The sequence below is a fragment of the Actinoplanes sp. NPDC026670 genome, from assembly GCF_040638175.1.
Lineage (GTDB): Bacteria > Actinomycetota > Actinomycetes > Mycobacteriales > Micromonosporaceae > Actinoplanes.
On sequence record NZ_JBEZXU010000048.1, the window covers coordinates 40,833 to 67,571 of the forward strand.

Consider the following 26,739-nt stretch of genomic DNA (forward strand, 5'->3'; position numbering starts at 1 on the left):
GGCCGGGCGGCCGGGCCAGGCCAGGGCGGCCGGTCAGGGCGGGCCAGGCCAGGGCGGGGCGGGCGGTCAGGTCTGGATCAGCGGCTTGTACTCCTCGGCGGTCAGGCCGAACGTCCAGGCCACACCCTCGCGGGCGCTCCTCGTCCGTGGGGGGACCCGCAGCCAGTAGATGCGGCTCGTGCCGTCCGGCTCGGGGGTGGAGTTGACCACCTCGACCATGACCAGGGGCTCGTCGCCAGGCAGATCGAGGTACCACAACGTGCCCGTCTCGTCGGAACCCATCTTGCGGGCGCCGGCGTCGCGCAAGTAGCGGTCGTAGCCGTAGTGCTCCAGCATCACCCGCCGGATCTCGGCGTTGTTCTCCTCACGGATCCGGGAGACGGTCAGGGTCGGCAGCTCGGACGCCAGCTCGGGTGGGATCGGCATGCCGCGCCAGGCCCAGAGACCGTAGCCGTCCGGGAATTCCAGGGCGGCGCCCTCGCCCCTGTGCAGCCGGCCGACGTTGTCCCTGTTCAGGGCGGATGGGCGCTCGGTGAGAACGGCGATCTTCTCATTCGCCCACCACCAGCCGGCGTGCCGGGCCACCTCGGCCAGGCCGGTCAGGCCGGTCATCAGCCCGGCATCCGGGCACAGCCGGTCAGCCGCCTCGAAGGTGGACAGCCAGGTGCCGTCGTGCTGCCCGTAAATCGCGTCGAGCACAGGCATCCGCGCGGCGCGGCTGTCGTCACCGGGGAAGGCTGCCGCCAGGTCGTCACCCAGACGCGACCGGAGCCGCCCGGCGATCAGGTCCATCACCAGGGCCCACGAACGGCGGCCGGCGGCGGCGCTGAGCTGCGCCCACCCGTCGTTGCCGAGCGCTTCCACGGCCGCCTTGCGCGCGGCCGCCCACGGCTCCGTCCGCACCCGCCGCCGCAGTGACGGGCCGGCGGTCTCCCCCGGCGACCAGCCCTGAAGCCGCAGCTCGGCACACACCTCGGCGACCCACTCCGGAACTCCGGCGCCGGCCGCCACTGATCCGAGGCCGGCCGCCACCGATCCAGAGCCGGCTGCCACTGATCCGGGGCCAGCCGCCACTGATCCGGAGCGGCCCACTCCGGGAGATGCCCCGCCGTCAACGGGCGACACGTCAGGCACCGATGCCCCACCGGCGAGGGCATCAGCGGCGTCCGCGCCCGGCTGGGGCGCTGCGGGGATCGGCAGGCGGCCGGAGAGCAGCGCCACCGCCACCGCCCCGGCGCGCGGTGAACCGAACCAGTAGATCCGGGCCGGGGCCTCAAGTCCGGCCAGGCGATACGAGTCCCGTACGCCAGCCTCGGCAGACGCCCGTGCCGCATCGCCGGTCTGAACCGCGGCGGCCAGCCACTGGTCCTCGATGGCGGCAGCCATCGCCTCCTGGGCGTGACTCAGCTTCATCTCCCGCTCCCCTTCAACCCGCAACCGAAACCCGCAACCGATCGATTCACAGAAACACCAGGTCAGTCGGCGACCGGACGGAAAGCACCGGGGATGTACTCCCGCTGGCGCACCACCCGGTAATGGCCGGCGGGCAGTGAGATCGGCCCGTGCTCCTCGTGGGTCACCCGGCCGTGCGACGGCACCTCGATGAACATCGCATCCGGATCGTCGAGGTCGGCGACCAGTTGCAGCCCCGGCCCGCCGACGACATGGGCATGACCGGTCGCCTCGCCCCGGGCCAGCACCATCCGCCCCCGGCGGTCACGGGGAACCGGCGCGCTCGCCGGCACCTCAGCCGGCGTCACCGGAATCATCAGCACGTCACCCTGCCGGTACATCCGGCCTCCCCTCACTGCCCGACCCTGATGCGCGAAACGCTATCGCCGGGGTATGACAGTTTCGGCGGGCAGCGCCTTGACCTGCGGAAAGTCGGCTCCGGAGGCCGTGCGGGTCAGTGCAGGTTGATCCGGGCGACCGCGGTGACCTTGCCGCCGCGGATGGTGACCAGGGCCGGGAACGGCGACGGCTCGTCGTAGACGGTGGAGAAGTCGCTGAAACTCACCTGGCAGGTCCCGGCCAGGGTCGCCGGGTCGGTGCATTTCCGCTGGTCGGGACGGAAGTCCAGATATTTCGGCCGAGCGGCGATCGGCAGGCTGGCCTGGAGGCCGCTGCCCACCGGGACGTATTTGCTGTCGCATTTGGCGGAGTTCAGCGCGAGCCGCCGGCAGTACTCGGCGCCTGTCGGGAATTCGGCCGGCTCGGCGATCGCGACCCGGCCCTTGTCGTAGACCATGTGCATGGCGGCGACCAGTTCGGCGTCGCCGGTGAGGAACTCGGGTGCCCGCGGTGTCGCCGGGTCGGCGCCGGAGCGCAGCTGCGCGTCGGTGTAGGTGACCGAACCACCGGAGGCGCCGAGCAGCACCCGCCCGCTGACCAGCGACGTCTCGTCGAGCGGCCCGGTCAGGACGACCTCGCCGTCGATGCTGACGGTGGCCTCCCGTTCACCTGCCACGACCTGGATGAGATGTTCGGCCCCGGCGGTGGTGGCCCGCTCCAGACCGGCGATCGGTGACGCCTCGCCGTCGAGACTCGCGGCCAGGCCCACCCTGGCCGGGCACACGGTGACCTGGTAGGCGTCCGGGAAGAACTCGTCGCTCTCGGCCCGGAAGCCGATCACGGCACAGGACCTCCGGTCGCCGAGAACGGCCCGCACACTGACGTTCTGGCTGGGCGGGAAGACGATCCGCTGATACTCGCCGCACATCATGGTGTTGCCGGAGTTCGCCGTCACCCGCAGCCCGTCGTCGTAGGCGCAGCGCCCGTCCTGGGTCTTCTCCGCGGTGAAGAGGCTGTCGGTGCGCAGCGCGTCGAACACGGCCGGGCCGGTGACGACCTGCGGCGCGGCGGGCGGTTCCGGTTCGGGGGACGTCGGGCGCAGCAGGATCCCGCCGGCCACGGCCACCGAGACGACCGCCGCGGCGGCCGCGACCATCGCCAGCCGGCGGCGGGCCGGGCGCTTGCGGGGGCCGGTGTCGAACCGTCCGGACTGCTGGGCGGCCTCGGCCGAACGCTGCAACTCGACCGGGAGCGGCGGCGCGCTGGGCGCCCCGGTGACGAGCAGGCGGTCGAGGAGTTCCGGGGCGGTGGGCCGGTTCTCCGGTTCCTTCTCCAGGGCGGCGGCGACGAGTTCGGCCAGGTAGGGCGGCAGGTCGCCGACCCGGGGCGGCTGGGTGAGGATACGGGCGGCGGTGACGGCCGGGCTGTCGCCACCGAACGGGGTACGGCCGGTGCCGGCGAACGTGACCACCGCGCCCCAGGCGAACACGTCGACCGCGGGCGTGGGCAGCCGGTCGGTCTCCGCGTCGAGGCGTTCCGGGGCCATGTAGGCGAGCGTTCCGACCACCTGGTCGGCGCGGGTGTGGAAACTCGTCGGGTCCAGCGGCCGGGCGATACCGAAATCGATCACCTTGGGAGTGCCGAGCGCGAACAGCACGTTGCGGGGTTTCAGGTCGCGGTGCACGACACCGGCGCCGTGGATGGCGGCGAGCGCGGCAGCCACGCCGACGGCCACCCCATGCAGGCTGCCTCCGGTCAGCGGCCCCTGGTCGCCGACGACCTCGTCCAGGCTCGGACCGTCGACATATTCGACGACCAGGTACGGCGTCTCGTGATCCGGGTCGGCGTCGATCACCTCGGCCGTGCAGAACGGCGGCACCTCGCGGGCCCGGTTGACCTCACTGCGGAACCGGGCGCGGTATTCGGGCTCGTGCGCGTACTCCGGGCGGATGACCTTGACCGCGACGAGCCGCCCGGCCGGGTCCTCGGCCAGGTACACGGATCCCATCCCGCCCGCGCCGAGCCGGCGCAGTGTCCGATAACGGCCTATCGACCGTGGATCGGTGGGTCGCAGTGGATCTGCCACGGGTTGGCAACCTACCGCACATCGGCCGGCGATCTAACCTTCGGTCATGGAGGTCACGGCATCGGACTGGGTTCTCGGGCAGCGACTGCTCAGCGCAACGGCGGCAACCATCGTCGGTAACCGCTACCCGGCCAACTTCGACGTGCTGCATCTGGACGAGGGCCGGCCGCTCGCGGTGGTCGCGGACGGGATGGGCGACGGGCCGGGCAGCACGGCGGCCGGGCGCACGGCGGTGGAGGTCTTCGTCCGGGAGACGGCGGGCGGCACTCTCTCGGCAGCCGGCGCAACACCGACAGCCTGGACCGGACCGGCGGTGTTGCGGTCCGCGGTGGCCGAGGTGCAGCGGGCGGTCCGGGCGGCGGGCCGGGACATCGCCGGGCTGACGGGGTGCACGCTGACCGCTTTTGCCGGTGACGTCGACGGTTCGGCGTGGCTGGTGCAGCTCGGCGATTCGCGGGCCTACCGGCTGCGCGACGGCGTGTTCGAGTTGTTGACGTCCGACCACACGGCGGCCTGGCTGGGGATTCTCAACGGATGGTATGCGCCGGACTCGCGGGAGGCCTATCGCGATCGGCATCACCTGACCCGCTACGCGGGCCATCCCGGCATGCCGGAGCCTGATCTGCTCAACGTCAGCCTGCGTCCAGGTGACCGATTTCTATTGTGTACGGACGGAGTCTCCGACCAGCTACACGACCGCCGTCTGGCCGATGCCCTGACCGAGCGGACAACCGTGGTGGAGTTGCTGGCCGAGACGCTGGACGGAGGCGGCGACGACAACGCCACCGCCGTGATCATCCAGGTCAGCTGATCCACCGGCCGAGGTCAAGTCGTCCACCGGAACGCGGGCGGCCCGGTCAACTGATCTGCCGCAGCACGAGCATCCCGCCGATTCCGGGGATCAACCCGAGTAGCCGCGTGCGCACCGGCAGGGTCGTCCGATTCAAGGTCAAGATCAAGACGATGAGGTACGCACACCCGTGCACAGGTCCACATATTGACGTGATCTCGTCAATATGGACGGTGTACAGGTTGATCAACAGTATTGACAGTGAAGCCAGCTCAACCCATGCGGCCGGACGCACCGTCATGCTCCCGCAGTCGAGCCGGGCCGCACGATCATCAACACCGTGACGGTCGCCCACAACAGGTTGAAGATCCCGGTGTACATGCCGAGCCGACCCGCCTGACCATCAACAAGCGCCCGCTGTTGACCGGGAATGATCAGCAACCCCAGAATCAGCGCGGCGACGACCGTGAGAGCGATCGACGTCAGCAGCCAGGCATCACCGAGAACACCGAGACTGCTCGCCGTGGCCAGCCCGAACACCGGCACAGCCACCCCGACCACAGCGTAGGCACGACAGATCCGGTGCAGCAGTCGCAACCGCTCGGCGACCCCGTCCCGGGTGACGGACTCGGCGTGAGATCCGGTCTCACCGTGTGACCCGGCCACGTCACGGGAGCCGGCATCAAGAACGGCACGGGCGGCGGGAGCGGCTTCAGAACTGGGTGCCATCCGGTCGTCGGTAGCGGCTTCAGGACTGAGTGTCATCCGGGCGGCGGGAACGGCTTCGGAGCTCGACGCCATCCCGTCGGTGGGAGCCACTTCGGAGTTCGACGCCCTCCCGTCGACGGGAGGGGCATCACGGTTCGACGCCATCCCGTCGGTGGGAGGGGCTTCAGAGTTGGGTGCCGTCCGGGTGTTGGGAGGGCGGTCGGCGAGGCGGGCCACCGCTGGGAACATGCTGGCTGCCACGGTTACCGGGCCGATCGCGATGATGGCGGCCAGGACGTGCAGGGAGAGCAGGAGCTTCGTCACGTCGGGCACGCTATGCCCGATTCTGAACCGCTGGAACTGGCAGGATTGCCCACCTGCAACGGATTCCGGCCAGCTACCGACGTAGGGTGCCGGTCATGAAGAAGGCACACCTGGTCGCCGTGCTCGCCCTCGACGGTGTGATCCCGTTCGACCTGTCCACGCCGATCGAGGTGTTCAGCCGGGTTCGGCTCGGTGACGGCGGCACGCCCTACGAGGTCCGGGTCTGCGCCGCTGCTCCGGAGGTCGACGCCGGGGCGTTCACCCTGCGGGCGCCCTGGGGACTCGACGTGCTGCTCGACGCGGACACGATCATCCTGCCGGGGTGTGCGGATGTGCGGGTGGCCGTACCCCAGGAGGTTGTCGATCATCTGCGGAAAGCCGCCGCCGGCGGTGCCCGGATCGCCTCCGTCTGTGCCGGAGCGTTCGTCCTCGCCGCCACCGGGCTGCTCGACGGGCTGCGTGCCACCACCCACTGGCTGGGCGCCGCCGAGCTCGCCGCCCGGCACCCGGAGATCGACGTCGACCCGGATGTGCTCTATGTCGACAACGGCCAGTTCCTGACATCCGCCGGGGCGGCCGCCGGGCTCGACCTGTGTCTGCATCTGATCAGGCGGGACCATGGTTCGGCGGTGGCCGCCGACGCCGCGCGGCTGTCGGTGATGCCGCTGGAGCGTGAGGGTGGGCAGGCGCAGTTCATCATTCCGTCCGCTCCGCCGACCCCGCGCGGGGCCGGCCTCGAACCTCTGCTGCAGTGGATGCAGGACAACACCAGCGTCGATCTCACGCTGAACGATCTGGCGGCGCGTTCCGGGATGAGCATCCGGACCCTGAACCGGCGCTTCCGCGAACAGACCGGGACCACCCCGCTGCAATGGCTGCTCCGGGCCCGGGTCCGGCGGGCGCAGCATCTGCTCGAAGCCACCGATCAGCCTGTCGAGTCGATCGCCAGGCAGGTCGGATTCGGCTCACCGACCGCGTTCCGTGACCGTTTCAAGCGGATCGTCGGCGCCAGCCCGCACACCTACCGGGCCACCTTCCGCGGCCGCACTCCCCGCCAGGCGATGTTGTGAGGTTGCGCCACCCCAGGTGAAGGCTGGTCGGCCTGGTCCGGTCCGGCGGAACGTGGCGTTGGTCGTCGCGACGGCGGGAGCACACATTGCGCGATCGTGGGCGTTGGTCGTCGCGATGGCGGTGATGAGCGTCCACGTAACGCCGATCGTGCGACCTGACCTACGCGGCGGCGAGGATGAACGCACACAATCGGCGAACGTGTGCTCCCGTCGTCGTTCCCGCAAACCGCAAGCAGTCAGCTACCGCCTCCCGCAAGTCTCGGCTGGCCGCCGCTTCCCGCAAGGAACAGCGGCGGAGAGGGCACCGCCACCACCGGAAACCGCGGCAGAAAAGGGGCGCAGCCTCCAGAAGCACGGCGGAAAGAGAGCGGCCAGCGGAAACGCGGCGGAAAAGGACACGGCCAACGGAAACGCGGCGGGAAGGGCGCGGCCAGCGGAAACGCCGCGAGAAACGGCGCAGCCACCAAAAACACGGCGGAAAGGGAGTGGCCACCGGAAACCGCGGCGAAAAAGGGCGCGGCCAGCGGAAACGGGGAGGAAAGGGGCGGCCAGTGGAAACGGCGCGGCCACCGCCGCGGGGATGGCGGTGGCCGCGCTTGGGGGGCCGGGTCAGCCGAAGATCGAGGCGACCCACTCCGGGTGGTCGATGAACGGGTTCCGGTTGTGCTGGTAGGACGAGTAGATGAGCTGGTTGCGGGCCTTCTCCGCGCTGTCCGGCGGGTCGGCGTTGTGCCAGGCGATCAAGGTCGAGAGCTTGCCGGTGTACGGAACGCTGCCGTTACCGGTGACGTTGTTGACCTCGAGGTCGGCGAAACCGTCGTCGCCGGAGTAGCGGACCGCCATGTAGAACAGCATCCGGGCGACGTCGCCCTTGACCGCGGCGCGGGGCTCCCACGAGTCGGAGTCCGAGTAGTTGCCGGATGCGCCGGAGACCGCGCTGCCGCCGTTGTCGAAGTCGAGGTTGCCACGCAGCGCGTTGATGGTGACGTCCTCGGGCCGCAGGTGGTGCAGGTCGGTGCCGGGTCCGGCGCTGGTGCCGAAGTCGCCGTGGGACTGCGGCCAGACGTGTTCCCGGTTCCAGTTGCCGGAGCTGCCGCCGTTGAGGGTCTTGGAGCGGCTGATCCCGGAGTAGAACAGTTTGACGTTCGACGAGTTGGACGGGTCCTGGTCGGTGACCTTGAGGGCGTCCCAGACTCCGTCGTACGACAGCTTGGTGACACCGCTCGACGTGATGGTGTGCAGCGCCGACTTGAGGCTGGTGCCGGTCTTGCCGAGCGCCGACGCGTAGTAGGTGTCGGTGGTGCTGGACGCCGTCGGCGAGGCGGTTGCCGTGCTGGTGGCGGTCGGGCTGGTGGTGGAGGTGCTGCCGAGGCTCATCGACGTCGGCGACTTGAGACCGGCGTGCGCGAAGTACGCGGTGAGCGTCCCGGTGACGGTGAGCTTCTTGCCGATCAGCGTCGGGTTGGTGAGCAGCCCGAACGACGCCCGGTACGAGCTGGTGATCTGGACGTACAGCATGCTGCCGGTGCTGGTCGTCGACGCGCTGTCGGCGATGGCCAGTGCGGTGTCCCCGGTGAAGCTGCTGAACCGGACCGTGTCGGTGGCGGTGGGTTCGCCGACGATGTAGCCGCTGACCGTGGCGCTGGCCCCGGTCTGGCTGCTGATCGCCTGGGCGACGGTCAAAGTGGCGGCGGCTGCGGGCTGGGGGAACCCGAAGACCGTGATGGTCGCGACGAGAATGCCGGTGAGGGCGGGAATCATCAGCGCGACGATGCGCCGATGTCGAGGTGCGGGACCGGGCATGGGGGGCTCCGTTCGCCGGGCTGTATAGACAGGCTTCAGTGTGAGCGAACGGGCTTCGGGCGGTCTCATACCACTTCGGTCATACGCAGAATCCTGTGAAGTTCTGCCGGATGTTCTGCCTGGCTCAGGCAAAGGAACGCTGTTTCGATGAGGAGAACGCGACAAGGGAGCACACGCACATGAGCACGATCGTCCTCATTCACGGACTCTGGGTCACCCCGCGCAGCTGGGAGGAGTGGATCCCCTACTACCAGGCCAAAGGCCACACGGTGATCGCGCCGGCCTACCCCGGTTTCGAGGTGGAGGTCGAGGCTCTGCGGGCCGACCCGGCGGTGATCGCCGAGCTGACCGTCCCGGAGACGGTCGCCCACCTGGAGAAGGTGATCACGGCACTGCCGGAGAAGCCGATCCTGATCGGGCACTCGTTCGGTGGCACGCTGACCCAGCTGCTGCTGGACCGCGGGCACGGCGCGGCCGGTGTGGTGATCGACTCGGCGCCGCCGGAGGGCATCCGGGTGACGCCACCGTCGCAGTTGAAGTCGCTGTTCCCGATCCTGAACAACCCGGCGAAGCGGCACCAGGCGGCCGGCTTCACTCAGGAGCAGTTCCACTATGCGTTCACCAACACGCTGCCGGAGGACGCCGCGAAGGAGGCGTACGAGCGGTACGCGATCCCGGCCCCGGGCAGCTGGGTGTGGAGTTACGGGCTGATCGCCAACTTCAAGCCCGGTAAGCAGGAGACCTGGGTGGACTTCCACAACGCGGACCGGGCGCCGCTGCTGTTCATCGCGGGCGGGAAGGACCACATCATGCCGCCGTCGGTGAACAGGTCGAACGCCAACCACTACAAGGCGCCGGGCACGGTCACCGAGTTCCACGAGTTCCCGGAGCGTTCACACTGGACCTGTGGTGAGCCGGGCTGGGAGGCGGTCGCCGACTACGCCCTGGAGTGGGCCCTGCGCCACGCGGCCTAGGTTTGGAGGGCCCCGGCGAGCTGGGCTCGCCGGGTCACCCCGAGTTTCGGGTAGATGCGGTACAGGTGTGAGCCGACCGTGCGATGGGACAGGAACAGCCGCTCGGCGATCTGCCGGTTGGTCAGCCCCTCGGCCGCTAGCGTGGCGATCTGGAGCTCCTGCGGGGACAGTTGCTCGCGGGCCGACGACACCCGCCGGCTGCTGCTCTCGCCGGTGGCCCGCAACTCGGCCCGCGCCATCTCGGCCCACGGCACGGCGCCCAGCGTGTCAAACGTGTCCCGCGCCGATCGCAGCAGGTCACGGGCTTGGGCGATGCGGTGGCGGCGGCGTTCCACCCGGCCGCGGTGCAACTGCAACCGCGCCCGGTAGAGCGGCCACCGGGAGACGGCCGGCCCCAGCGGCGCGTCGTCGAGGACGACGGCGGCATACTCGGCGGCGACCGCCACGATCGGCGCGGGGAAAAGATCAGACAAACCCGCGATGAGGGTACGGGCATCCGCGCCCCGTTGTGCGGCCAGAGCGGCGTCGAGCAACTCCGGCACCAGCCACCACCGCATGTACCGGTGGTAGGTGGGCGACGCCGGGTCGAAAGCGCGCGCCAGTACGGCGTACGCCTGCTGATTCTCCCCGCGGAAGAGATGGACCAGACCGCGTGCCTGGACCCGCGCGGAGTGGATGTAGCTCATGCCCGCGGCGAGCGGGCTGGTGGCGACCGCGTCGAGGAGCCGTTCGGCGGTGTCGAGGTCGCCGCGCATCGCGGTGATCGCGCCGATGCTGGTGCGGGCGGCGACCGCGTAGAACGCCTCGCCGGTGTCCCGTGCGAGCACCCCCGACTCGGTGAGCTCGGCGATCGCCTGGTCCCAGTCGCCGAGCCACAGCCGTCCCCAGTTCGCGCTGGTCAGCAGCCGGACGATGACGGCCATCCGGCCCTGGGCGCGGGCGTCCGCGATGGCCGCGTCCAGCCACGCCGAACTACGGTCGAAGTCGCCGAGCACGAGTGCCGCGCTGCCCAGGAAACGCAGCGTGTCCGGTCCGCCGCCGGTGGCCGCGAGGCGTTGCAGCCGCTCGAGGATCTCGGCGCCGCGCTCCTCCGGGAGGGTGTAGGCGATCAGCGCCAGGGCGAGCGGATCATCGCCCTCGGCACTGGCGAGCTCCGCGATCCGGGCCCGCGCGCCGGCCGTCTCCGGGCCGGTGGCCTGGAAGAAGCAGCGGGACGCGGCCCGCCACAGCAGCTGGAGGCAGGCCTGCCGGCTGCCGGCGTCCCGAGCGGCGACAGCCTTGTCGATCAGCTCGCGGACCCGGGCCGCCGGGTCGCGGTACTGCCCGAACCGGACCACTTCGAGCACGTTCGCGAGGCGGGCCTCCTCGATCGGGCCGAGGGCCGACAGGTCACTCTCGGTGAGTAGCCGTTCGACCTCGTGGCGGGCGCCGACCTCACTGGCGAGTTCGGCCGCGCGCAGCACCAGCGCGGTCGCGGCGGCCGGCTGGTCGGTCAGCTCGCCGGCCCGGTGCAGGGCGGCGACGGCCGACATGGTGGCGCCGCGCTGCCGGGCCTGTTCGGCATGCCGTTCCAGCTCGGCGGCCAGGTCCGGGTCGGGTCCGAGAGCGGCTGACGCGAGGTGCCAGAGCCGCCGGCCGGGGAAGTCGGCGAGCTGGCCGGCCAGCCGCCGGTGCACGTCGAGCCGGGCGGTCAGCGGCGCCCGCTGGTAGACGGCCGACCTCATCAGCGGATGCCGGAACCGCACCGACGACCCGGCCACCTCGATCAGGGCGGCGTCGATGGCCCGCTGGGCGTCACCGAGCGTCACCGGCTCGCCGGCCACCTCCGACGCGACGGCGAGCAGCCGCCGGACGTCCAGCGCCGCGTCCGCGGCCAGGGTCAACAGCAGCGCACTCTCGCGTACGCCCAGATTGCCGGCGCGTGCCGCGAACGCCGCCTCCAGCCGGCTGTTGAGCGGAAGCGGACCGGCCGTGGCGATCGGCGGGGCGCTGCGCGGCAACTCGACCAGGGCGAGCGGGTTGCCGGCGGCCTCGGCCAGGAACCGTTCCCGGACCGGCGGCGACAGCTGTGGCGCGTGTGTGTCGAGCAGGGCGGCCGCGTCGGCGGCGGCGAGCCGGCCCAGCTCCAGATCGGGCAGGTCGGCGCGGCGTTGCGGGTCGTCGAGGGCGACGGTCCGGGTGCCGCCGACGGCGAGGACGGCGTCGGCGCCGACCCGCCGCCCGACGAACGCCATCACGTCGGCGCTCGCCTTGTCGAGCCAGTGCAGGTCGTCGATGACCAGCACGATCGGCCGTTCGACGGCGGCGTCGACGATCACGTCGAGGGCGGCCAGCGCCACCGCGTACAGGTCGGGGTGGCCCTCCTCGAGACCGAACGCGGCCCGCAGCGCGGCCCGGTGCGCCGGCGGCAGGCCGCCGATCGCCGCCGACAGCGGATACAGCAGCTGGTGCAGCGCGGCATAGGGCAACCGCGATTCGCTTTCCACACCCGCCGCGGTCAGGACCCGCATGCCACGCTTTTCAGCGGTACGGGCCAGCCAGTTCAGTAGTGCCGTCTTCCCGATCCCCGGCTCACCCCGGACGACCAGGGCGCTGCCGCGTTCGGCGGCGGTCTGGTCCAGCAACCGGCCGAGCAGCGCCACCTCGCCGTCGCGCCCGAACAGTCCCGCCCCCGCATGCACCCGTGCATCCTGCCATTCGACTGTTACCGCATTCGCGACGCGCAGTCGTTCGACTCAAGCCGGTCGCGGTGACCGTCGCCGAGGCTGGACGCCATGACCAGCCAGCTGTTCGCCGCACTGCTCCGTGACCACCGCCGACGGGCCCGGATGACCCAGCACGAGCTGGCCGTGAAGTCGGGGGTCAGCGTGCGGGCGATCAGCGACATGGAACGCGGGGTCAGCGCGGTGCCGCAACGCCGTACTCTCGAGGCCCTCGCCGATGCCCTGGGCCTGGACCCGGACCGGCGATCGGCGCTGGCCGAGGCCGCCCGCCCGGCCCGCGACGCGCCGTCCGGGGTCTGTGCCCTCCCCCGTGACCTGCCCGACTTCACCGGACGCCGGGCCGAGCTGGCGCTGCTCGCCGAGGCCGGGCGGCCCGGTTCGCGCACCGTGGTGCACGGACCGCCGGGGGTCGGGAAGACCGCGCTCGTGGTGCACGCCGCGACCCGGATCGCCGGCCGCGCGTGTTTCGTGGACTGCCGGGGCAGCACCCCGGAACCGGCTGCCCCGGACGAGGTCGCCGACCGGATCGCCCGCGTCGGCGACCGCTGTGACCTGCTGATCCTCGACGATGTGGCGGATCCGGCGGGCCTGCCGACGGCAGCCGGACAGGCGGTGGTGATCACCAGCCGGCGGCCGCTGCCCGGGCTCGGGACCGCGATCCGGCTGCTGCCGTTCACGGTGGCGGAGTCGGTGCGGCTGCTCACCGCGATCACCGGCCATCCGGACTCCGGGCATGTCCGGGCGGTCGCCGGGCACTGCGGGCATCTGCCGCTGGCACTGCGGGCCGCGGCGAACCGGCTGGCGGTCCGGCCGGCCTGGTCGATGGCCGATCTGGCCGGCCGGCTGGCCGAAAGTGATCGGCGGCTGGCGCTGCTCAGCGTCGGGGACCTGTCGGTCTGGCGGCGATACGCGTCGGCGTACGCCGGGTTGTCCCCCGACGCACGCCGCGCGGTCCACCTGCTCGCCGCACCCGGCATGGAGACCCTGGTCGAGCTGGGTTTCGTCGCCGAGCTGGCGCATCTCTACGCCCGCTCGATCACCGGCGGCTCAGTCGCCGACGGCCACCAGCTCCCGCTTGCGTGACAGCGATTCGCCCTCGACGTCCACGTTCGGCAGCAGCCGGTCCAGCCAGCGCGGCAGCCACCAGGCCGAGCGTCCGAGCAGGCTGAGCACGGCCGGCACGATCGTCATCCGGACCAGGAAGGCGTCGACCGCCACGCCGAAGGCCAGCGCGAAGCCGAGGCTCTTGATGATCGTGTCGTCGGCCAGGATGAATCCGGCGAACACGCTCATCATGATCAGGGCGGCCGCGGTGACCACCCGGGCGCCGTGCCGCATGCCGGTGATGATCGCGTCGTTCGGGGCGGCGCCGTGCACGAACTCCTCCCGGGTGCGGGTGACCAGGAAGACCTCGTAGTCCATGGCGAGGCCGAACAGGATCCCGATCAGGAAGATCGGCATCACGCTCACGATCGGCCCGGTCGTCTGCACGCCGAGCAGTTCGGCCAGATGACCGTTCTGGAACACCGCGACCAGCGCGCCGAACGACGCCGCCACACTCAGCAGGAAACCCAGCGTCGCCTTGATCGGCACCAGCACGCTGCGGAACACCAACATCAAGAGCAGGAACGCAAGACCAACGACGATGGCCAGGTACGGGACCAGCGCGCCGGTGAGTTTGTCGGAGACGTCGATGTTGACCGCGGTCGCGCCGGTGACCGCCAGGGAGGCGATGCCCAGGTCCCGGATGTCGTGCACGAGCTGCTGGGTGGCCTCACTGGTGGGCGCGCTGGCCGGGATGACGGTGAGCATCGCGGTCTCGCCGGAGGGGTCGGTGACCGGCGGGGTGACCATGACGACGTCGTGCAGCCCGATGATCGCCTTCTGCGCGGCGGCCGCAGCCCCGGCGTCGACCACGATGATCAGCGGCCCGTTGGACCCGGCGCCGAAACCGGCGGCGAGCTGGTCGTAGGCCTTGCGCTGGGTGGTGTCGACGGCGGCGGTGCTGTCGTCGGGCAGGGCCAGGCGCAGGTCGAGGGCGGGCAGCGCGACCGCGGCGATCAGGCCGAGCGGCAGCACCACGGCCAGCGCCCGGTTCTTGAGCACGCCCCGGGCCCACCGCTCACCGAACGGAGTGCCCGCCGCCCGCCTGCCCCGGCGGGGAAGAACCGGCCGGCCGCCGCTGCCTCCGGTTCCGGATGCGGCGGCCCCGGCTCCGGCTTCGGTCGCGGCGGCTCCGGTCGCGGCGGCGGCTCCGCGGGCCCGGCGGGGCAGGATCCGGTGGCCGGCGAATCCGATGACGGCCGGGACCAGGCTGAGGGTGACCAGGACGGCGACGGCGACGGTCGCGGCGGCGGCCAGGCCCATCGCGGTCAGGAACGGGATGCCGGTGACCGACAGGGCGGCCAGCGCGATGATCACGGTGAGGCCGGCGAAGACGACAGCGGATCCGGCGGTGCCGACCGCACGTCCGGCGGCCTCCTCCGGGTCGTCGGTCCGGGTGATCTCGTGCCGGAAGCGGGAGATCACGAACAGCGCGTAGTCGATGCCGACGGCCAGGCCGAGCATGGTGGCCAGCGCGGCGGTCGACGACGACAGGTCGAAGAAGCCGGTGGCGATCTGGATGCCGAGCATCCCCAGGCCCACTCCGACCAGGGCGGTGAGCAGCGGCAACCCGGCGGCCACGAGCGACCCGAAGGTGATCATCAGAACCAGGGCGGCCACCCCGATGCCGATCGCCTCGGCCGCGTGGCTCTCCTCGGCGTTCCGGGTGACCTCGCCGGAGAACTCCACGCCCACCCCGTCGCCGGCGCGGACCGCGAGCAGCGCGTCCCGCGAGGCGGTGGTGACGTCGGCCGGCGCGACCGTGTAGGTGACCGTCGCGTAGGCGGTGCGCTGGTCGGCCGAGAACACCGGGTCGGCGACCGAGGCGACCTGCGGGACCTGCTTCAGCTCGGTGACCGCCCCGGCCAGGCTCTTCGCGGTCATCCTGTCCGCGGCGGTGAACACCACCTTGGCGGTGGCCACGTCCGAGCCGCCGGCGCCGAACTTCTCCGCCAGCACCGCCATCGCCTGCGACGACTCGGTGCCGGGGATCTCGAACGCTCCGGTGGTCGGCTTCGACAGGGTCGAGGCGCCGAGACCGAAAAGGGCCAGCACCAGCACCCACGCTGCCAGGGTGAACCGGCGCCGCCGGAACGAGAACCGGCCCAGCCGGTACAACAGGGTCGCCACGTGACTCCTCCATGTCGTCGGGGACCCCATCACGGTCCCGAAAATCGGTGGTGGAGTCGTCCTGCCAGGGCAGACACCGGCGTACTGCGAACGTGGTATCCCGCACCGGCCCCGATACCGCGGGAACAGGACGAGACTCGCCGCCCGGGCACCTACCGTCGTGACCATGCGAGAAGAGGTGTGGCTGCCGCCGTGGCTGGAACAGCACCGGCACCGGGCCTGGATCGGGGACGTGCTGCTCGCCGCCGCGCAGGTGGTTCTCATCCTCAAGATGGAGCCGAAGGTGAACCCGGTGGACGTCGTCCTGGCGGCCCTCGCCGTGGTCGCGGTGCTGGCCCGTCGCCGATGGCCGGAGCGGGTCCTGTGGGCGGCCACCGGAGTCGCGGTGCTCACTCTGATCACCGGCACCAGCGCGGCCGGCTGGTTCATCACGCTCGGGGTGCTGACGTTCTCGGCCGCGCTGCTCAGTCCGCGCCGCCGGCCGTGGCGGCACGCGGCACTGGTGTGGGGCGCCGTCGTGATCACCGGGTCGGTGATGAACTTCGGGGACTGGTGGGGGCCGGACCAGTTCGGGTTGTTCGCGTGGATCTTCGGCGGGGCCGGCGCGGGAGATTCGGCGCGCATGCGACGGGCGTACATCACCGAGGTCACCGAACGGGCCCGCCAAGCGGAACAGACCCGCGAACAGGAGGCACGACGGCGGGTGATCGATGAACGTCTGCGCATCGCGCGGGAGCTGCACGACGTGGTGGCGCACCACATCGCGGTGATCAGCGTGCACGCCGGCGCCGCCGGGCACGCGCTGCGCGACCGGCCGGACGAGGTGTGGCCGGTCCTGGAACACATCCGTGGCGCCGCCGACACCGTCCTCGAAGAGATCAAATCGGTGATCAGCGTGCTGCGCGACCCCAACGAGACCGACCCGACCGAACCGGCGCCCGGCCTGGACCGGCTCGGCGACCTGCTCGACGGGCTGGACACGATGGGCTTCCGGGTCCGCCGTCAGGAACACGGCGATCCGCGGCCGCTGCCGGCGATGGTCGACCTGGCCGCGTACCGGATCGTGCAGGAGGCGCTGACCAACGCCCACCGGTACGGCGACGGCAGCGCGCTGCTCGACCTCACCTATCGTGCCGGGGAGCTGGAGATCCAGGTGACCAACCGGATGGTGTGGCCACGCCCGCGCCGGGCCGGGTCCGGGTTCGGCCTGATCGGCATGCGGGAACGGGCCGCCGCCGCGCACGGCGAGGTCACCGCCGGACCGATCCCCGGCGGGGGTTTCCGGGTCCACGCCGTCCTGCCGTGCCTACAGGGGAGTCTCACGTGACGATCAGGGTGCTGCTCGCCGATGATCAGGCGCTCATCCGGGCCGGGTTCAAGATGATCGTCGGCGCCGAATCCGACCTCGAGGTCGCCGGCGAGGCCGCCGACGGCCGCGAGGCGGTCGACCTGTGCCACACCGCCCGGATCGACGTCGTCCTGATGGACCTGCGGATGCCGCACATGGACGGCATCGAGGCGACGCGGCGGATCTGCGACGACGAACGCCTGGCCGGGGTACGTGTCCTCGTGCTCACCACGTTCGACAACGACGACAACGTGGTGCTCGCGCTCCAGGCCGGGGCCAGTGGGTTCCTCGGCAAGAACGTGGCGCCGGCCGAACTCGCCCACGCCATCCGGGTGGTCGCCGCCGGCGAGGCGCTGCTGTCCCCGAAAGCCACCCGCGGGCTGGTCGGGCGGTTCCTCGAACAGAACCGGGCGCCTGCCACACCGAGGCTGGCGGCGCTCGACCTGGTCACCGAACGGGAGACGGAGATCCTGGTGCTGGTGGCGCAAGGGCTGTCCAACGAGGACATCGCACAGCGGCTCTTCCTGTCACCACTCACGGTCAAGACCCACGTCAACCGTACGATGGTCAAACTCAACGCCCGTGATCGAGCCCAGCTGGTCGTCATCGCGTACCAGAACGGGTTGGTCCGCCCTTAAGGTTTGAGAAACGCCGCCAGGGCGTCGGCGGTGAAGGCCGCGCCCCGATCGGTCATGTGCACCAGATCGTCGCAGTAGAGGCCGTGCCGGTTGTCCGACGACGGCGACGGCTGGCGGGCCGCGAGATCGAAGTAGGCGACGCCGCCCGGGTCCTCGGCCGCGATCTCCTGCCACGCCTCGGTGAAGCGGCTGTAATCCTGGATCCGCCGGTCGGCGCCGACCCGGGGAGTGCCGTAGATGACGAACGACGGATCGGTGGTGGTGTTCGCCCGGACCGTCGCGATGATCGACATGAGGTTGCGTTTCATCTCGGCCGCGCTCACCCCGATCCGCCAGTCGTTGATGCCCAGCTGAAGGATCACCAGATGGGGTTGCATCGACCGCAGCCGCGGCGCCCAGGCGGCCGGCCGGGAGGCGAAATCGCCGCTGGTCCGGCCGCCGTGGCCGCCGTTGAAGACCTGGATGCCCTTCTGCTCGTCGCCGTCGAAGGTGGCGAACCCGTGGATCCGGCCCGGCCCGCGGACCACGACGGTGCCGCCGTCCACCACTATCTCGGGCGTGCCGTCGTGCCACACCTGCACACTCGTGCCGGTGAACGTGAAGGTCAGGCTCTCCTCCGGGCCGGCCAGGTCGACCGCCTTCAATCCCCAACCGGCCGTGTTCACCCTGGTCCCGCCGCCGGTCACCGGCCACCAGCGCGGGGTGCCCCAGGCCGCCACGTAGTTGTCCCCACCCGGCGCCCCGGCCACCGGGAACGCCGCCCGCAGGTTCTCGGCCAGCACCGGGACAAACCCCCGGCCGGGTCCGGAGGCGCCCACACCCTCACTGCTGGACGAGCCCAGGACCGCGATCACAGCCGGGGCGTACCGCCTGTTCGCCAGGGCGGAATGCCAGGTCAGCAGCGGCAGAGCAGCGGACGGCGAGGCCGCCCGGGCGTGCCCGGACGTCGCGGCGGTCACCGCCACCCCGGTGGCGAGCAGCCCACTCGCCCGCATGAAGGTGCGTCGATTCGTCACGTGTCCCCCGATACGTTTTCCCTATTATTTGAGTAGACCGGCGCAACCGCCTGCCCGTGGATGGGACCGTGAACCGGTGACCGGACGAATCTCGCGATTGCTGACCGATCGCCGCGTCGGGACGAAGATCATGGGCGCGGTGCTCGTCGTCGCGGCCGCAAGCGTCGTCGACGGGCTCTTCGCGACAGGCAGCCTCAGCATGGTCAACCAGCAGGTCAAGACCGGCTACCAGCACAGTCTCGAGCTCGAGACCATCGGTGACCTGCGCAGCGCGGTCAACCGGTCCTGGCTGGCGGTCAGCGACGGCCGGCTCGCCACCGACAGCGCCACCCGGGCCGACGCCGCCGACGCGCTCGACACCGCCGAGAAACAGATCGAACAACACGCCGGGGAGTACGCGGCGTTCCCGCTCCGGGCCGACGCGGTGAGCGCCCTCGCCGAGTTCCGGAGCGCCTGGGACGCCTACCAGCAAGCGCTCGACTCCGGCGGGGACGGGCTCACCCCACTGATGAACACGGTCCGGGAACGGCTCTCGGCACTCACCGACCTGACCGTACGGGCCACCGCCGAACAGGAGGCCAGTGCCGAGAAGCGCTACCAGTCGACCAGGTGGTGGGTGCTGATGATGCTCGCGGTCAGCGCGGTCATCGGCATCATGCTCGCCATGACCGTCACCCGGATGATCGTCAAACCGCTGTCCCGCTGCGTCACCGCCCTCGACCGGATCCGCGACGGCGACCTGACCGCCCGCGCCCAGGTCGGCAGCCGCGACGAGGTCGGGCGGATGGCGCTGGCCCTCAACCACACCGCCGAGGCGATGGACGTGCTGGTCGGACGGGTCCGCGGCAGCGCCGACGTGCTCGCCTCCGCCGCCGAGGGGCTGTCCACCGTCTCGACCGACCTGTCGCACTCCGCCGAACGCACCTCCGAGCAGGTCACCACGGTCTCCGACTCGGCCGGGCGGGTCTCCGAAGGGGTACGGGCGGTCGCCGCCGGCGCCGACGAGATGGGCGTCTCCATCCGGGAGATCGCCGGGAGCGCCAACGAGGCCGCCGGAGTCGCCGCGGACGCCGCTCGTACCGCCGCCGAGACCACCTCCAGCGTGGCCCGGCTCGGGGCGGCGTCGGCGCAGATCAGCACCGTCGTCGGGTTGATCACCTCGATCGCGGAACAGACCAACCTGCTCGCCCTCAACGCCACCATCGAAGCCGCCCGGGCCGGCGAGATGGGCAAAGGGTTCGCCGTGGTCGCGGCCGAGGTCAAGGATCTCGCCCAGGAGACGGCACGGGCCACCCAGGAGATCACCCAGCAGGTCGCGTCGATCCAGTCGGAGACCGATGGAGCGGTCGAGGCCATCCAGCGGATCTCGGGGGTCATCGCGACGATCAACGACTACGCCACGACCATCGCGGCGGCGGTCGAGGAGCAGACGGCCACCACCGCGGAGATCGCCCGCAGTGTGGGGCAGGCCGCGGAAGGGTCGTCGGCCATCGCCGGGACCATCGCGGGGGCGGCGCAGGCTGCGCATCAGGTCACTGCGGGCGCCACGGAGACGCGGCAGACTGCGGCTTCGCTCGCCCGGACGGCCACCGAGCTCCAGGCCACCGTCGCCATCTACCGCACCTGATCAGCGCTTTCTCCTGGTTTCGGCTCGGCCTCCGTCTCTTCGCTGCCCTCCCCCGCTCCCTTCCGTGGCAGTCTTCGGGCCTTTCCCTCGTCTGGATTTGTCGTAGGGGGCCGTTAAGTTGTCGGCCATGGTGAGCTTCGTGCAGTTGGAATCATGGATCCGGGCCGGTGACGGCGGCCGTGTCGTCGCCGCTCTCGTGGGGCTCGACGAGGCGTCCCGGCGTGCCCTGGCCGCCCAGGCCAAAGGCATCCAGCTGCACTGGAACGACCCCGAGTTGCAGTCGCTCGCCTACGGTGACTACGCCCGGCACACCGAGTTCGCCCAGCGGCGGGAGGGCGCGTTGCGGGTGCTCGGCGTGGCCTGTCTGCCCCGCGCCGCCGACGTCGTCACCTGGCTGCGGTCCGACCGGTTCTGGCACCCCCCGCTGCCGGAGACCCTCGACGCCGTCGTCCAGGTGCTGCGGCTGCCCGGGCGCCCGTCGACAGCGGCGATCGCCCGCGCCCTGGCCGACAAACTACGCCCGGCCCAGGCCGACCGGCAGTGGCCGCTGATCGAGCGCCTCCTCGCCGAAGCCGAGCTCCCTCCGCCGGCCACCGAGGCCACCCTGCGCGGCTGGATGCGCCGGGTCGGCGCCGACCGCTATCGGCAGGATCTCGCCGACCTGCTCCGCGCCGACGCCCACCTGGACTCGATGCTCCCGCACGTGTTCACCATCCCGCTGCTCGGCCAGGAGCTCGACGAAGAGTGGACGAAGGCCCTGACCAGGCTGGCCGGCGACGGTGTCCTCGACCGGCCGGCCCTGCTCGACGGTTGTGTGCTGCGCCTGCACACCGGCGACCGGACCGCCCCGCTGCGCCGCATGGTCGTCCTGCACCGTCTGCTCGCCCCGACCGCCGAGGAGTTCGCGGCCCGGCGCGGCGAATACGTCGGCATGCTCGCCGGCCCGGATTCCACGGTCGCCGACCTGGCCCTGCGGGGCCTGCGCCTGGCCGACGACGCCGGCCTCCTGGAGGCGGACACGGTCGCCGAGGCGGCGTGGGTGGTGCTGCCCCGCAAGGAGAAGAAGCTGGTCCGGGCCCAGCTCGACTGGCTCGGCGCAGCATTGACCCGCAAGCCCGACCCGCTGCTGTTCGAGGCCCTGCTGAGCGGGCTCGCCAATCCGGCCGCCGACCTGGCCGAGCGGGCCCTGAAACTGGTCGGCAAGCACCTGTCCGCCTTCGGCCCGTCCGGCCTGGAACTGCTCATCTCGTCGTCGGCAACCCTCCAGGGCGACGTCCACCGCCAGGCCATCACCTTGATCTCCTCGGCGTCGCCGGCTCCCGCCGCCTCTCCCTCCCCCGCCGTGGCCGCCTTCCCCTCCTCCCCTGTCTCCGCTGCCCTCCCTGGTTCTCCCCCCGCCTCGGCTGTCCACCCAGACTCCGGCACCCTCCCTGCTCCTTCCCCCGCCTCGGCTGTCCACCCGGACTCCGGCACCCTTCCTGCGTCTTCCTTCGCCTCCGCCGGTTTCGGGGATCCGTCCGGTAATGCCAATGTGCCGTTGGTGGTGGCCGCACCGATGCCGGCTGCGATCCCGTCGATTCCGGAGCTGGTCGCGGAGGCGAAGCATTTCCTGCACGAGTCCGACGACCCGGTCCGATTCGAGTTGATCCTCGACGGACTGGTCCGGTTCGTGGCCGACGACCGGCCGGCCGTGGCCCGGGCGCTGGAACCGGTCGTCCCACAGTGGCAATCGGCGTTCAGCAACATGCTGCGGGCCGTCGTCACAGGTGAGGCGGTCAAGTGGTCCCCGGCGGCGTGGGAGCGGCGAGCCGGCCCGCCGTTCTGGATGACGGTCCGCCGGATGGAAGAGCTCGCCGGGCAGATGGCCGCCACCCCACCACCGGCCCTGCTGTCCACACCCGACACCGTCGGCGGTCACGTCGATCCGGCCCGGGTGCTGCGACTGCTCGGCGAGGGTTGGGACCCGGGCCCGTACGACCTGGCCCAGGCCATGCTGCGACTGCCCCGCGAGATCGCCCCGGAGATCCAGACCGCGGCCGCGCGGCTCACCTCACCCGCTGGCCGGCTCTTCGCCGAGTTCCTGGAGTCCGGCGGCCTGCCCGACCCGGCCGTGACCACCCTCGACCCCGGCCGGCCCTGTCCACACCGGCGCCGGCAGTACTGCAACTGCGCCGGCCAGACCCGTCGCCGGGTGGTCGCGTTCGAGTCCCTGAAGACGAACCTGACGGTCCAGCCCTACCTGCTGTCCCAGCCGGCCGAGTTCGCCGCCGACCGGGCGCACGAATACCACTGGGACCGGATGGTGGGGTGGCCGATGGTGTTCCCCAGCCACCGGGAGATCGCCGCCGCACACATGCAGCCCCGCCTGATCAAGGCTTCCGACGGCAAGGGCGCGGCCAGCGACATCACCGCCCTGCCGGCTCTGGCCGCTTGTGACGGCCCGTTCGGCCCGGCGATGGCCCTGTGCCTGGCTTACGGTTCGAGCGCCGGCCGCGCCGAGGGCCGCCTGGCCACGAGCGACGCCTTCGTGGACCTGGCCACCCGGCGGATCCTCGACGGCACCCTGGTCGGCCGCGAACTGGCCGCCCTGCACAAGGCGAACGTCCTGGTCCTGAAACGGGTGACGGAGACGTTCAGCCAGGTCCTCCAGGCGGGCGCGGCAGCCGAGGTGTGGGCCACCTTCCGTGAGTTCCTGCCAACCATTCTGTCCGACCCCAAGCCGCCGATCGGCACCCCCGACCTGCTCCTGGTCGCCGAATCCGCTGCCGCCGCAGCCAACGCCCACGACGAGATCCCCGAACTGACCGCGGTAGCCACCCGCCCCACCCGAAACCGTCTGACAACAGAGGCCGCCCGCCTGCACCGAACCTTGACCAACAACCACCCGGTTCCCTGACCCGCCCGGGCCCATGGGGCGCGCCGATGCTGGGCTGGATGGCGTGTCCGGCTTGCCGGTGCGGTCCGGCATGGGATCGCGTGTGGATGGTCGGGGGCCACCGGCTCGCGAGCATGGTCCATCGCGTTGCAGGCGGGCGTTGTGGACTGGGTCCGGTACGCCAGGCGGTGATGGGTGGGTGTGGAGCCTGGAACGTGGGATGCGGATGTCGCGCGGGGGTCGAAAGTTCAGAGCGGACCCGCATACTGCCACCATGACTGACTGGGATGAGGTCGTCGGCCACTGGGATCACGGGCCGTTCGCCTACGGGTCGATGGAGACGACCGAACTGGTTCTGCTGCCCGACGGTACCGGGTGGGGCCTTTGGGCGGGCGTGGCCGGTGGGCAGGATCTGGTCGTGTTCGAGTGGCGCCGCCTGGGTCCCGACAGGTTGAGCATCACCGAGACTCTGCTGGCTTCGGGCACGTGGGACTCCGCCCGTCCCGGCCAGGTCATCTGCGCCGAACCTCCGCAGCCCGCCACCGGGCGCCAGGAATTCCGCTACGAACTGACGACCGAGGTCCCGCCGCTCGGCAACGACCCGGTGGCGGCGCTGACCTTGGATCCGGCTTTCCTGTTCGCCCACCAGTTCGCCCTGGTCAGCCGAGACGCCACCGCCGCCGGCCGCCCCAAGGTGGTAACCGACTGACCCAGACGAACAAGGACGCCGACCGACGAGAGTGGGCGGCGTCCTTGGTCTTTGGTGGTGGGCGGGGCGGTACAGCCCCCGCCCACCGGTTTGTCAGCGGGTGAAGGCCTGGAACTCGGCGATTCGCACGTTCAGCGCCTGCGGGCTTGCCGTGGCGCAGTCGGTGTTGGCGCGCGGGTCCTGGTCCTGTTCGCCGGCGTAGTCGGGGCCGCCGGTGCACTGGTTGGTCACGGCCTCGATACGGAGGTGGGTTGCCGTCACGTCCGGGATGTCGAAGGACTTCACCAGCAGCTGCGGGGCCCGCGGCCGCGGTGACACGGCCGGGAAGGCGTCCGGGCGGCTGGTGTAGACGGTCCGGAAGTCAGCCGGCGCCGAGCAGGTGACGGTGGCCGTGGCCGTGCAGGCCAGGACCTTGAACTGGCGCAGCGCCGTGTAACGGTTCTGCGTGCCGGCGTCGACGTCGCCGGTGACCGGCGGGCGGAGCATGGCGCTCACCTGCACCCGGCGGACCCGCTGCGCGTCGCCGGCCAGGTCGACGGTCACGCCCTTGCCGGCGACCGTGCTGGCCAGCGAGGCCCAGTTGGTGGCCTCGTCGTCGTCGACGAGCCGGGCCAGGTTGATGCCGTCACCGGTGGCGGTCGCACCGGCGGCCGCCGAGGCGACGTTGCGCGGCAGCTTCACGGTGAGGGTGGCCGCCTTGCCCGACTTGAACCACTGCGGCGACACCCGGGCGTGCCCGTGACCGGGCGCCTGGGCGACGAACGCGTACGACCCCGGCACCAGGTTGACCGTGTCGGGCAGGGCGGTGGCCGGGTCGGTGTCGGCGACCGCGACGGCCCGCGCCTGGTAGTCGCCCACGAACAGCTTCGCGCCGACGACCGGCTGGCCGGACTCGTCGACCGGGCGGAACGTGACAGTGGACTCCTTGGCGTACGCCGAGCTGAAACTCGGCGTCGGGTCGGCGTCGCCCGCCCCGTTGCTGACCGCGCCCTCACCGAGGCCACGCTTGGCGAACGCGTTCCAGATGATGTCCTGGTTGGCGCCGCCGAACCGGACCAGGTCGGCGCCGAGCAGCGCGTCCCGGGCGTCGACCTGACTGTTGGCGCTGTTGGCCAGCAGCAGGAACGAGTCGAACACCAGCTGGATCCAGCGCCGGTTGCCGGGGCAGGAGGTGACCGGCTTCTTGCCGAGGGCGCACGCCTTCTGCAGGGAGTCGGAGCCGTACCCGTACCGCTTGATGAACGCGGACCGCACGTCGTAGTTGGTGGCGCTCCACACCTCGCCGGACGCGTGGACCTGGAGGCCGACGAAGTCGTAGTCGACGGAGCTGTAGTTGAGCCGGTTGTCGCTCATGTTGTAGTTACGGATACCGGCCACCGGGTCGGTGGTCACGTATTCGCCGACGGTGAAGCCACGGGCGCCCTTCGGGGCGTACCCGTTCTCCGCCAGGTACTCGACGGCAAGCAGGTCGGACCAGCTCTCGCTCATGCCCTGCGGCGAGCTGAGACCACCGTTCGGGCCGGCGATCATGCGGTTGGTGATGGCGTGGGTGTACTCGTGGCCGATGACCGACATGTCGTAGTCACCGTCGGCACACGCGCCGTAGAAGGCCGCCGCGATCGGCTGCCACAGGTACATGTTGGTGATCGGCGCCTGACCGTCCGGCGGGGTGATCTGGTTGGCGTTGTTACGGGCCGCGAAGTCCGGCGGGCCGCCGGAGATGCCACCGGCCTGCGCGTTGCCCTGCTCGGGGTCGGCGCCGTCCTTCTCCATGTTCCAGGTGGCCTCGGTGAAGCCCAGCAGGTACGACCAGTCGTGCATCCGGTTGTGCTGGACGAACAGGTTGGCCCGGGCCGCGTCGATGTCGTTACGCGCGGGAGTGTCGAAGACCGTCGGCGCGCACTGTTCCCGGTACCACTGGTTGGTCCACGGGTAGGTGTAGTCGCGGGTCGGGCTGGGCGTGGCCAGCTCGGTGCCGACCGAGAACGGGTCGTTGGACAGCCAGTTCTGCACCGCGAACGAGTTGTTGCCGCTGGTGGTGTTGGTGGACGTGCCGGTGGCCGGGTCGACGTCCCACGCCTGCGGTGAGGCGGGACCGGCGACGGCCTCGTCACAGCCACGCGCCCGGACCCAGCAGAAGGTCGAACGGGTGTCACGCGACGAGTAGTCGGTGCGCGGCGAGTTGGGGAAGACGTCCCACTTCGGGTTGTCGGAGTCGTGGTCGACGATGTCCTCGCGGACCAGGATGCTGCCGTCACGGGCGTCGACCCAGGTGGTGTACGCCTCAGGGTCCGCGCTGTTCAGTGCGGCGCCGAAGGCGACCTGGTACGCGGCCCGCGCGCCCTGCTCGGGGGTGGGCACGGCGACCAGCTTGGTGCCGAGCGAGGTGGGGTTGCTGATGCCGGCGTTCTCGGCGGCGATGCGCTCGGCGTCGGCCGCGGTCAGGGTGGCGGGCTGCGGTGCGGCGGCGTCACGGGCGAGCGAGGAGCTCACATACCAGACCTTGCCGTCGCGGAGGCCCACCGAGAGCAGGCCGTCACGGCCGGCTTCGAGGTCGCCGAACTTCTGCCGGAGCAGGACGATGCTGCCCTCGCCGAGCTGCTGGGTGGTGAGGACCTCGAGGGATTCGGCGGCGGCCGGCGTGATGCCGAGGACGTCACGGTTGCCGTCCACATAGGCGCGGGCGGCGGCCACCGGGTCGGCCGGGAGCCCGGTCGCCAGCGGCTCGGCGTCGACCGCGGTGAGGCTGGCCGGTGTGCCGAAGACGTTCCACCGGGCGGACGCGCTGGCCTCGGCGGCAAGGGTGCGCTGCGCCGAAGTGGGCGCCACCTTGCCTTTCCGGTTGTCGATGATGTCGGCGTGGTCCTGGTCGCCGTGCACTTCCGGGGTCCCGGCCGCCTGGACCGGGGTGGTTGGGGCCGCGCTGCTCCCCGCCCCTGGGGCGAGGACGAGCGCGGCTGCGACGAATGCTGTGGTGGTGGCCGCCATCGCACGGGATGGTGTGCGCACGGAACCTCCTCTAT

Annotated in this window: 17 protein-coding genes and 1 pseudogene; 9 read left to right on the forward strand and 9 right to left on the reverse strand. The window is 71.3% G+C overall.

Features of this window, described 5'->3' with window-relative positions:
• Positions 1-66: 66 nt before the first annotated feature.
• From AB0E94_RS35920 to AB0E94_RS35930, 3 genes are all read right to left on the reverse strand, one after another.
• On the reverse strand, positions 67-1,413 hold the full coding sequence (locus AB0E94_RS35920) for a DUF6745 domain-containing protein (RefSeq protein ID WP_360335748.1): 1,347 nt from the start codon (positions 1,411-1,413) through the stop codon (positions 67-69).
• Positions 1,414-1,475: 62 nt separating this feature from the next.
• Complete coding sequence (locus AB0E94_RS35925; protein ID WP_360335750.1) at positions 1,476-1,793, reverse strand: hypothetical protein; 318 nt, start codon at positions 1,791-1,793, stop codon at positions 1,476-1,478.
• 113 nt (positions 1,794-1,906) lie between these two features.
• The gene (locus tag AB0E94_RS35930) at positions 1,907-3,877 is read right to left on the reverse strand and encodes a serine/threonine-protein kinase (protein ID WP_360335752.1); all 1,971 of its coding nucleotides are present in this window, start codon (positions 3,875-3,877) and stop codon (positions 1,907-1,909) included.
• 46 nt (positions 3,878-3,923) lie between these two features.
• Between AB0E94_RS35930 and AB0E94_RS35935 the strand changes: the two genes are divergently transcribed.
• On the forward strand, positions 3,924-4,688 hold the full coding sequence (locus AB0E94_RS35935; RefSeq protein ID WP_360335754.1) for a PP2C family serine/threonine-protein phosphatase: 765 nt from the start codon (positions 3,924-3,926) through the stop codon (positions 4,686-4,688).
• A 276-nt stretch (positions 4,689-4,964) separates the two neighbouring features.
• Here AB0E94_RS35935 and AB0E94_RS35940 read toward each other — a convergent pair.
• Positions 4,965-5,264 (reverse strand): annotated as a pseudogene (locus AB0E94_RS35940) (hypothetical protein); the annotation flags it as partial.
• A 530-nt stretch (positions 5,265-5,794) separates the two neighbouring features.
• Here AB0E94_RS35940 and AB0E94_RS35945 point away from each other — a divergent pair.
• On the forward strand, positions 5,795-6,769 hold the full coding sequence (locus tag AB0E94_RS35945; protein WP_360335756.1) for a helix-turn-helix domain-containing protein: 975 nt from the start codon (positions 5,795-5,797) through the stop codon (positions 6,767-6,769).
• 609 nt (positions 6,770-7,378) lie between these two features.
• On the opposite strand, the gene AB0E94_RS35950 is transcribed toward AB0E94_RS35945, so the two are convergent.
• Positions 7,379-8,530, reverse strand: coding sequence for an endonuclease (locus AB0E94_RS35950; protein WP_360335758.1), 1,152 nt, complete (start codon positions 8,528-8,530; stop codon positions 7,379-7,381).
• Between the two features lie 221 nt (positions 8,531-8,751).
• Between AB0E94_RS35950 and AB0E94_RS35955 the strand changes: the two genes are divergently transcribed.
• Complete coding sequence (locus tag AB0E94_RS35955) at positions 8,752-9,546, forward strand: alpha/beta fold hydrolase (protein ID WP_360335760.1); 795 nt, start codon at positions 8,752-8,754, stop codon at positions 9,544-9,546.
• Here the strand turns inward: AB0E94_RS35955 and AB0E94_RS35960 are convergent.
• Positions 9,543-12,227 (reverse strand): AAA family ATPase, encoded by a 2,685-nt coding sequence (locus AB0E94_RS35960; protein ID WP_360335762.1) that lies wholly within the window; start codon positions 12,225-12,227, stop codon positions 9,543-9,545. The genes AB0E94_RS35955 and AB0E94_RS35960 overlap by 4 nt on opposite strands.
• Before the next feature lie 93 nt (positions 12,228-12,320).
• Between AB0E94_RS35960 and AB0E94_RS35965 the strand changes: the two genes are divergently transcribed.
• Positions 12,321-13,352, forward strand: coding sequence for a helix-turn-helix domain-containing protein (locus tag AB0E94_RS35965; RefSeq protein ID WP_360335764.1), 1,032 nt, complete (start codon positions 12,321-12,323; stop codon positions 13,350-13,352).
• On the opposite strand, the gene AB0E94_RS35970 is transcribed toward AB0E94_RS35965, so the two are convergent.
• Positions 13,317-15,503, reverse strand: coding sequence for an MMPL family transporter (locus tag AB0E94_RS35970; protein WP_360335766.1), 2,187 nt, complete (start codon positions 15,501-15,503; stop codon positions 13,317-13,319). The two genes, AB0E94_RS35965 and AB0E94_RS35970, sit on opposite strands and share 36 nt — an antisense overlap.
• 166 nt (positions 15,504-15,669) lie before the next feature.
• Between AB0E94_RS35970 and AB0E94_RS35975 the strand changes: the two genes are divergently transcribed.
• Both AB0E94_RS35975 and AB0E94_RS35980 read left to right on the forward strand, forming a co-directional pair.
• Positions 15,670-16,830 carry a histidine kinase gene (locus tag AB0E94_RS35975; protein ID WP_360335768.1) on the forward strand — a complete coding sequence of 387 codons (1,161 nt, stop codon included), beginning with the start codon at positions 15,670-15,672 and terminating at the stop codon, positions 16,828-16,830.
• A complete protein-coding gene (locus AB0E94_RS35980; RefSeq protein WP_360335770.1) occupies positions 16,827-17,489 on the forward strand; it encodes a response regulator transcription factor in 663 nt (220 codons plus the stop codon). Before AB0E94_RS35975 ends, AB0E94_RS35980 begins: the two co-directional genes overlap by 4 nt.
• Here the strand turns inward: AB0E94_RS35980 and AB0E94_RS35985 are convergent.
• Positions 17,486-18,505 (reverse strand): SGNH/GDSL hydrolase family protein, encoded by a 1,020-nt coding sequence (locus AB0E94_RS35985; RefSeq protein WP_360335772.1) that lies wholly within the window; start codon positions 18,503-18,505, stop codon positions 17,486-17,488. The two genes, AB0E94_RS35980 and AB0E94_RS35985, sit on opposite strands and share 4 nt — an antisense overlap.
• Before the next feature lie 76 nt (positions 18,506-18,581).
• Between AB0E94_RS35985 and AB0E94_RS35990 the strand changes: the two genes are divergently transcribed.
• The 3 genes from AB0E94_RS35990 to AB0E94_RS36000 all read left to right on the forward strand — a co-directional run bounded on the left by AB0E94_RS35990 (position 18,582) and on the right by AB0E94_RS36000 (position 23,716).
• Positions 18,582-20,132 (forward strand): methyl-accepting chemotaxis protein, encoded by a 1,551-nt coding sequence (locus AB0E94_RS35990; RefSeq protein WP_360335774.1) that lies wholly within the window; start codon positions 18,582-18,584, stop codon positions 20,130-20,132.
• Between the two features lie 127 nt (positions 20,133-20,259).
• Positions 20,260-23,028: a DUF6493 family protein gene (locus AB0E94_RS35995; RefSeq protein ID WP_360335776.1), complete on the forward strand. Its 2,769-nt coding sequence runs from the start codon at positions 20,260-20,262 to the stop codon at positions 23,026-23,028.
• Positions 23,029-23,281: 253 nt separating this feature from the next.
• Positions 23,282-23,716 (forward strand): hypothetical protein, encoded by a 435-nt coding sequence (locus tag AB0E94_RS36000; protein WP_360335778.1) that lies wholly within the window; start codon positions 23,282-23,284, stop codon positions 23,714-23,716.
• Positions 23,717-23,809: 93 nt separating this feature from the next.
• Here AB0E94_RS36000 and AB0E94_RS36005 read toward each other — a convergent pair whose 3' ends face one another.
• Positions 23,810-26,725 (reverse strand): M36 family metallopeptidase, encoded by a 2,916-nt coding sequence (locus tag AB0E94_RS36005; RefSeq protein ID WP_360335780.1) that lies wholly within the window; start codon positions 26,723-26,725, stop codon positions 23,810-23,812.
• Between the last annotated feature and the right edge of the window lie 14 nt (positions 26,726-26,739).

Excerpts from the sequence above, each read along its gene's own strand:
- AB0E94_RS35920 (WP_360335748.1), bottom strand. The coding sequence starts at position 1,413 with ATGAAGCTGAGTCACGCCCAGGAGGCGATGGCTGCCGCCATCGAGGAC.
- AB0E94_RS35925 (WP_360335750.1), bottom strand. The coding sequence starts at position 1,793 with ATGTACCGGCAGGGTGACGTGCTGATGATTCCGGTGACGCCGGCTGAG.
- AB0E94_RS35935 (WP_360335754.1), top strand. The coding sequence starts at position 3,924 with ATGGAGGTCACGGCATCGGACTGGGTTCTCGGGCAGCGACTGCTCAGC.
- AB0E94_RS35945 (WP_360335756.1), top strand. The coding sequence starts at position 5,795 with ATGAAGAAGGCACACCTGGTCGCCGTGCTCGCCCTCGACGGTGTGATC.
- AB0E94_RS35950 (WP_360335758.1), bottom strand. The coding sequence starts at position 8,530 with ATGATTCCCGCCCTCACCGGCATTCTCGTCGCGACCATCACGGTCTTC.
- AB0E94_RS35955 (WP_360335760.1), top strand. The coding sequence starts at position 8,752 with ATGAGCACGATCGTCCTCATTCACGGACTCTGGGTCACCCCGCGCAGC.
- AB0E94_RS35965 (WP_360335764.1), top strand. The coding sequence starts at position 12,321 with ATGACCAGCCAGCTGTTCGCCGCACTGCTCCGTGACCACCGCCGACGG.
- AB0E94_RS35975 (WP_360335768.1), top strand. The coding sequence starts at position 15,670 with ATGCGAGAAGAGGTGTGGCTGCCGCCGTGGCTGGAACAGCACCGGCAC.
- AB0E94_RS35995 (WP_360335776.1), top strand. The coding sequence starts at position 20,260 with ATGGTGAGCTTCGTGCAGTTGGAATCATGGATCCGGGCCGGTGACGGC.
- AB0E94_RS36000 (WP_360335778.1), top strand. The coding sequence starts at position 23,282 with ATGACTGACTGGGATGAGGTCGTCGGCCACTGGGATCACGGGCCGTTC.